9 protein-coding genes are annotated in these 6,885 nt (G+C 36.6%); all 9 read left to right on the forward strand.

The window, feature by feature from the left end; all coding sequences use genetic code 11:
* The first annotated feature begins 92 nt into the window (after nucleotides 1-92).
* The 9 genes from HMPREF2811_RS08850 (at nucleotide 93) to HMPREF2811_RS08890 (ending at nucleotide 6,840) form a co-directional block, all read left to right on the forward strand.
* Nucleotides 93-1,337: a glycosyltransferase gene (locus HMPREF2811_RS08850; protein WP_071409023.1), complete on the forward strand. Its 1,245-nt coding sequence runs from the start codon at nucleotides 93-95 to the stop codon at nucleotides 1,335-1,337.
* A gap of 140 nt (nucleotides 1,338-1,477) precedes the next feature.
* Nucleotides 1,478-1,705: a YkuJ family protein gene (locus HMPREF2811_RS08855; RefSeq protein WP_071409024.1), complete on the forward strand. Its 228-nt coding sequence runs from the start codon at nucleotides 1,478-1,480 to the stop codon at nucleotides 1,703-1,705.
* Nucleotides 1,706-1,840: 135 nt separating this feature from the next.
* Nucleotides 1,841-2,953 carry a ribosome biogenesis GTPase YqeH gene (gene yqeH, locus HMPREF2811_RS08860; protein ID WP_071409025.1) on the forward strand — a complete coding sequence of 371 codons (1,113 nt, stop codon included), beginning with the start codon at nucleotides 1,841-1,843 and terminating at the stop codon, nucleotides 2,951-2,953.
* A gap of 12 nt (nucleotides 2,954-2,965) precedes the next feature.
* Entirely contained in the window at nucleotides 2,966-3,280 is a 315-nt protein-coding gene (gene yhbY / locus HMPREF2811_RS08865) for a ribosome assembly RNA-binding protein YhbY (protein ID WP_066125157.1), read from the forward strand.
* Nucleotides 3,281-3,300: 20 nt separating this feature from the next.
* The gene (locus HMPREF2811_RS08870; RefSeq protein ID WP_084802101.1) at nucleotides 3,301-3,981 is read left to right on the forward strand and encodes a nicotinate-nucleotide adenylyltransferase; all 681 of its coding nucleotides are present in this window, start codon (nucleotides 3,301-3,303) and stop codon (nucleotides 3,979-3,981) included.
* A gap of 10 nt (nucleotides 3,982-3,991) precedes the next feature.
* Complete coding sequence (yqeK, locus tag HMPREF2811_RS08875; RefSeq protein ID WP_066125159.1) at nucleotides 3,992-4,585, forward strand: bis(5'-nucleosyl)-tetraphosphatase (symmetrical) YqeK; 594 nt, start codon at nucleotides 3,992-3,994, stop codon at nucleotides 4,583-4,585.
* Nucleotides 4,582-4,956, forward strand: a complete 375-nt coding sequence (gene rsfS, locus HMPREF2811_RS08880) for a ribosome silencing factor (protein WP_066125161.1) — start codon at nucleotides 4,582-4,584, stop codon at nucleotides 4,954-4,956. The genes yqeK and rsfS overlap by 4 nt, the downstream gene beginning before the upstream one ends.
* Complete coding sequence (locus tag HMPREF2811_RS08885; RefSeq protein WP_071409026.1) at nucleotides 4,946-5,692, forward strand: class I SAM-dependent methyltransferase; 747 nt, start codon at nucleotides 4,946-4,948, stop codon at nucleotides 5,690-5,692. Before rsfS ends, HMPREF2811_RS08885 begins: the two co-directional genes overlap by 11 nt.
* On the forward strand, nucleotides 5,689-6,840 hold the full coding sequence (locus tag HMPREF2811_RS08890) for a tRNA(Met) cytidine acetate ligase (protein ID WP_071409027.1): 1,152 nt from the start codon (nucleotides 5,689-5,691) through the stop codon (nucleotides 6,838-6,840). Before HMPREF2811_RS08885 ends, HMPREF2811_RS08890 begins: the two co-directional genes overlap by 4 nt.
* The last annotated feature ends 45 nt before the right edge of the window (nucleotides 6,841-6,885 follow it).

A 6,885-nucleotide genomic window follows, 5' to 3' on the forward strand; every position in this document is an offset into this window, starting at 1 on the left:
TAGATTAAAGAGTTGTTCTTTCATTTTTAATCAAAATTTTCTATAATAGAATTACCAAAGTGTAAAAATTATGGCGAGAGAGTGGTGACAATATGAATATCGGGCTATTTACAGATACTTATTTTCCTCAGGTCAGTGGTGTTTCGACCTCTATCAAATCATTAAGGGACGAATTGGTTAAAAGGGGACATTTCGTTATTATATTTACAACAACGGATCCTCATGCCAATGATGATGAAGATGGGACTATCGTGAGGTTGCCTAGTATTCCATTTGTAAGTTTTGAAGAGCGTCGTATTGCATATAGTGGTTTTGATAAGGCATTGAGGATGGCGCGTCGGTTTAAATTGGATGTGATTCATACCCATACAGAATTTTCTTTAGGTTTAACTGGATTATATGTGGCGGGAAGATTAAAAATTCCAGTCATTCATACGTATCATACTCTGTACGAAAAATATACGCATTATATTTTAGATGGCGAGTTGATTCAAGCCAAGCATGTTGGCACATTAACCCGATTGTTTTGTGAACAAGTGGAAGGGATTATCGCCCCAAGTACGATGACTTTTGAAAAATTGAGAGAGTATGGTATTCAAAATGAGATTCGCGTTATCCCAACTGGAGTTAAAATTCCCGAACCTAATAAAGAAAAAGTAGCGGAGTTAAAATCAAAGTTGGCAATCGCTTCAGATGAAAAAGTGTTTTTATCTTTATCACGTTTATCCAAAGAAAAAAGTATTGATAAAGTAATCGATGAATATGAGTTTATTGCTAAAGAATATCCTAATTCGCGGTTGTTAATTGTAGGCGACGGACCAGCGCGTGAGGAATTAGAAAATCAAGCTGCCGAGAAAACCGCTAGAATTGATTTTATTGGGGAGGTAAGTCATGACGAAGTACCCATTTATTATCAGTTAGGTGACTTGTACTTAAATGCTTCTGAATCTGAAACACAAGGACTGACCTATTTAGAAGCTTTTGCCAATTGTTTACCGATTATCGCCAAACGCAATCCTTATTTAGAATCTTTAATGCCACAAGCGTGTTTTGGTCAATTATTTGATGATGACGTGAGTTTATCGCAAACGGCCATTAACTTTTTAAAACAAATGGAACGTGGTGAAATTCAAACAATTGATACCAAAGCCTTATCGGCTATTTCGGTAGAAACTTTTGGTCAATCGGCAGAAGCGTTTTACGAATATGCGATCCAACATAAATGTCGCTCGCGCTTTAATATTCCGGATATTGTGATTCCACGAATTAAAAACTTAATCCGTGATGTTGTATTAGGCCCAGATAAGGAAAATCGTCAAGAATTTACAAATAACTAGCGAAAAATAATTGAAAATTCGCTTTGCTTTTTCTTGCAATTTGAACATATTTTGTTAACATAGTGTATGTGGAGTTTTGGGCTGATGTTTTTTAGCCAATAAGCTGTTTACATATCTTAAACGAAGAAAGGAATGTTTCCATGAAACCTTCGGTATTAATAGGAATTATTCAACGATTAAATTCGATGATGGCATCAGAAAATAATGAAGAAGTTCGTCGTTTTGAAGTTGAAGGCGTTGAAAAGTGCATTGTAAAATATACAAAAGAGAACGATTCTTTTGAAATGACGGATCGCGAAAATGATACAACTTATCAATTCGATGATATTGATTTAGTAGCAATTGAAATTTTTGAATTATTAGCTTAATTAAAGAGCATTTTTCGGGACTGGAAGATATTCTAGTTCCTTTTTTTATTACCATTTACTACTTTCTTAGGGCGCGGTTGTGCTATAATAAGAAATAACCAAGTCAATTATTAGAAGAACCAAGGAGGAAAGCATTTGGCTGAACAAACATACCAATGTATCGGGTGTGGCGCTACGATTCAAACTGAACAAGAAGAAGCAATCGGTTATTTACCTAATAGTGCCTTACAAAAAGGGATTGAAAAAGGTGAATTCTACTGTCAAAGATGTTTTCGTTTACGCAATTATAATGAATTACAAGATGTCGCCATCGATGATGATGTCTTTTTGGATAAATTAAATCAAATCGCGGACGATGATGCTTTTGTTATTTATGTTGTGGATATTTTCGATATTGAAGGCAGTATCATTCATGGTTTATCTCGTTTTATTGGACGACAGCCATTTGTCGTATTAGCTAACAAAGTCGATTTATTACCAAAAGTAACCAATTTAAGAAAATTGAAGCATTGGGTTAAAGTGGTAATGAACCAAAACAAACTGTATCCCGAAGAGGTACTTTTAGCCAGTGCAACGAAGCAACATACTTTAGCAGAAGTCATTAATGTGATTGAAGCGAATATTGATCATAAAAATGTTTATATCGTAGGGGTAACCAATGTCGGCAAATCTACCTTAATTAATCAATTGATTAATCATTATGGTGGTGCTAAATCAATTGTCACGACTTCTAATCATCCTGGGACGACACTTGATATGATTGAAATACCATTAACAGATGATCATGCGATTATTGACACACCGGGAATTGTACGACGCTCTCAACTTGCCCACTATTTATCACGTACAGAAATCAAGCAAGTGTTACCTACTAAACCATTAAAACCTAAAACTTATCAACTAAATCCAGAGCAAACCATTTTCTTAGGTGGCTTAATGCGCATGGACTTTAATGCGGGACCAAGAGCGGCCTTTACTTTTTATGTATCAAATGATGTCTATATTCACCGTACTAAACTATCAGAAGCAGATACCCTTTATCAGAAGCATCGCGGTGAATTATTAAGCCCACCAGGTCCTAATAGTATCGACAATTATCCACCATTAGTTGCCAAAAAAATTCATTTAGAAAAAAATCAAGACATTGCCTTATCGGGGTTAGGATGGTTAACAGTCAATCAGCCAGTTGATTTAACAATTTGGGCACCGAAAGCTGTTGCTTTAACCGTTCGCGAGTCAATTATTTAAAAGGAGAAAAAGATGACACTGAATAAAGCACAGAAAAAATATTTAAAAAAAGAATCTCATGCAATAAAATCAATTTATCAAGTAGGTAAACTAGGTTTAACCGATAATTTTATTGAACAAATCGATTTAGCGATTGAGCGTCACGAACTAGTGAAATTTAATATTTTACAAAATTCTGATGAAACAATTAAAGAGGCTGCGGCTAAAGTAGCGGATGCAATTAATGCCGAAGTTGTTCAGACTGTTGGTCACACAGCAACACTTTACCGTGAATCAGAAACGGAAAAATATCGTGATTATTCCTTACAAATTTTAGAACTAGATTAATTTGAATTGAGGTGAAGTGGATGACGTTACAAACAGAGACAGAAATGGATTTAGAACGTGCACTAGCAGAAGCGATTGATTTTTTAGCAAACTCACAAGAAGCTTTGCAACCGAATCGCCAAGGACGTTACCGTATAGGGATTATGGGTGGAACTTTTAATCCACCTCACTTGGGACATTTATTAATGGCTGAACAAGTTGGTCATCAATTAGATTTGGATGAAGTGTGGTTTATGCCAACTGCTAAGCCACCACATGCACCAGGGAAAAAAACGATTGCTTCACAACATCGTCTGCAAATGGTACAAAAAGCCATTGCAGGCAATCCGATGTTTAAATTACAACCGTATGAAGTAAATCGTGGTGGGAAAAATTACACGATTGATACGATGCGCCACTTTGTAGAAGAATATCCAGAAGCTGATTTTTACTTTATTATCGGCGGTGACAGCGCGAATGATTTATCAACATGGCGTGAAATTGATGAATTGATTCAACTCGTACAATTCGTGGCAGTCCGACGTCCAGGAGAAAAACCTTATATGGGACCGTATCCGATTTTATGGGTTGATTCGCCATTAGTAGATTTAAGTTCAACCGAAATTCGATTAAGAGTTTTCTTAGAACAATCTATCAAATATCAAGTACCGTCAGCAGTTGAAGAGTACATTAAAAAGCATCGCTTATACCTCGAAGATTAAAGGTGAAAATATGGAATTTTCAAATGAATTAATAAATGTTACCCGTGAGCAATTACTAAGTGATTTAGCAACCAAAATCAAACCCAAACGTTATCAGCATGTATTACGAGTAGAAGCAACAGCAATTGAATTAGCTAAGCAATATGGTGTCAACCCTGAAAAAGCCAGTATAGCCGCTTTAATGCATGATTATGCAAAAGATTATCCAGATGAGGAAATGCTAGCATTAGCACAGAAACGTTGGGATGAACCGACATTAAAAGAAGCAAATGATAATGTTTGGCATGGCTTTGCAGCCGCTACAATCGCCAAAGAATTGTACCACATTGAAGATGAAGATATCTTAACGGCCATTTCGGCGCATACTATCGGCTGGGATGAAATGTCCCCATTAGTAAAAGTAGTATTTATTGCCGATTACATGGAGCCAGGTAGAGATTTTCCTGGTGTTAAAAAAGCTAGAAAATTGGCGTATAAAGATATAGATGCAGCGGTCACTTATAAAATGGTTGAAACAATCAAGCATTTAGCTGATGAAGAAGTTGCAATTTTTTTACCAACCATCGAATTTTATAATCAATGGATTTTAAGGAGAAATGTATGACAAAAACAAATTTAGAAAAACTAGAAGTAATTGTGCGTGCTGCCGATGATCGTATGGCACAAGATATTATGGCATTGGATGTCAGAGAAGTGACCCCCTTAGCTGATTATTTTGTGATTATGCACGCTAGAAATGAACGTCAAATGGATGCGGTAGTCGATTCCGTGTTAGAAGCTGCGGCAAAAAATGAGATTGAAGTAAAACAAGTTGAAGGTAAAGATGGAGGACGTTGGGTGTTAATCGATTTAATCGATATTATTGTCCATGTATTCTATTATTCTGAAAGAAGTCATTATAATTTAGAAAAAATTTGGCAAGACGCACCCCTAGTGGATATCTCGGCTTGGGTGAGTGACAATAATGAGCTTTAGTAAGATTGCCCGGGTTTACGACCGGTTCAATGATATTTCCAGCTACGAAGATTGGCTTGACTTTACTTTAAATTCATTAAGTGAACAACCTCAAAAAGCATTAGACGTTGCCTGTGGGACCGGTTGGTTTCCTGTCATGTTACAAGCTTTTGTTGGCGAAATGACCGCAATTGATATTGATGAAGAGATGTTAAAAATTGCCAAAAAAGAAGACCCTAATTCGCAAATTATATATCGACAAGCGGATATGTTGGCCTTAGAAGATTATGCTAATCAGTATGATTTAGTCACTTGTTTCGCTGACTCGCTTTGTTTTTTGGACAATGAGACCCAAGTAACAACCGCAATTCAACAAATGTTCAACGCGCTTAAATCTGGGGGAACTTTGCTTTTTGATGTTTGGACCCCTTATCAAGTAACCCGCGGTTTTAAAGATTTCAGTTATTTTGATAGCGATGAAAAAGGGGCTATTATGTGGGATAGTGAGGTTGATGAACAGCACTTACAAGTGGAACATTACTTAACGGTGTTTGATCAAACGTCCCCAGATGGACTTTATCAACGTTTTGATACTGTCTTGACCGAAAAGACTTATCCACTCGATTTTTATCAAAGTATTTTAGCAAAATTACCTACTCAATCGATTGAGGTATTAGTTGATTTTGGCGAAGATGAATATCGACCAAAACGCCATTCAACAACGGAACGTTGGTTCTTTAGAGTGGTAAAAAAATGAAAATAGTCGGGCTAATTGCAGAATATAATCCTTTACACAAAGGCCATCAATATCAATTGAAGCAGATTAAAAAAAGCAGTCAATGCGATGTATTAGTGGTCGTGATGAGTGGGAATGTCGTTCAAAGAGGCCAATTTGCTGTTCTAGATAAATGGCAACGCGCGCAAATCGCAATCGACAGTGGGGCTGATTTTGTCTTTGAGTTACCTCTTTTAGCCAGTTTACAATCGGCAGATTATTTTGCTAAAGTAGGCATTGAATTATTAGCATTGTTAAATTGCAGTGAAGTTTATTTTGGCAGTGAACAAGCAGATATTCAGACATTGACGCAATTTGTCGAAGCGGTAGAAACTCACCGAGCGGCTTTAGACATCGAAATAAAAGCGGCCTTGAAAACGGGGCTATCTTATGCAGCCAGCTATCAACAAGCTATCGTATCGGTTCTGGGTGAATTTCATTTCGATAGTAGTTTACCCAATCATCAACTGGGGATTCAATATATTAAAGCCAATCGACAGCTGAAACACCCGATGATATTACAAACGATTAAGCGTATAAAAAATGAGGATGGTTTATACAGTGCTACCAGTGTTCGTGAGAAAATCACTCAAGGACAATTGCAGTCAGCGGAAGTGCCATTATCTACGTGGCAAGCAATCCAAGCTAATGCTCCGGTGTTGATGAATGATTATTGGCCATTATTGAAATATCAATTAACGATTCATAATGCTGAAAGCTTAAAGCATATTTTTGGCATTAAAGAAGGGTTTGAAGTAGCGATTTTAAATCAATTACGCTGGGCTATGAGCTGGGATGACTTCGTTAATCGCTTGACGTCGAAGAGATGGACAGCTGCTTCAGTGAATCGAATCTTAATTGCAGTGTTAGGCAATATTACTGACCAACAATGGCAAGATTATAAAACGAATTATGCCAAACAACCCGTTATCAGGTTATTAGCTTATCGCGAGAGTCAAAATCCCTATTTAAAAGATTTGCGTCATCAAAGCGTGGAGATTATAGCTAATTGGAAAAAAGATTACGCTGATCGTTATCATTTACAATGGCGTATCGATCAAGTATATCAGCTAAATCCGATAAAAAGCCTTCAAGAACAGAATTTAACGCAATATCCGATAAAAAGATAAATTAAAAAATATAACTTAGTGTAAAATAACTGTTGGTCAGCTAAA

This window comes from Globicatella sp. HMSC072A10, assembly GCF_001811625.1.
Classification (GTDB): domain Bacteria; phylum Bacillota; class Bacilli; order Lactobacillales; family Aerococcaceae; genus Globicatella; species Globicatella sanguinis.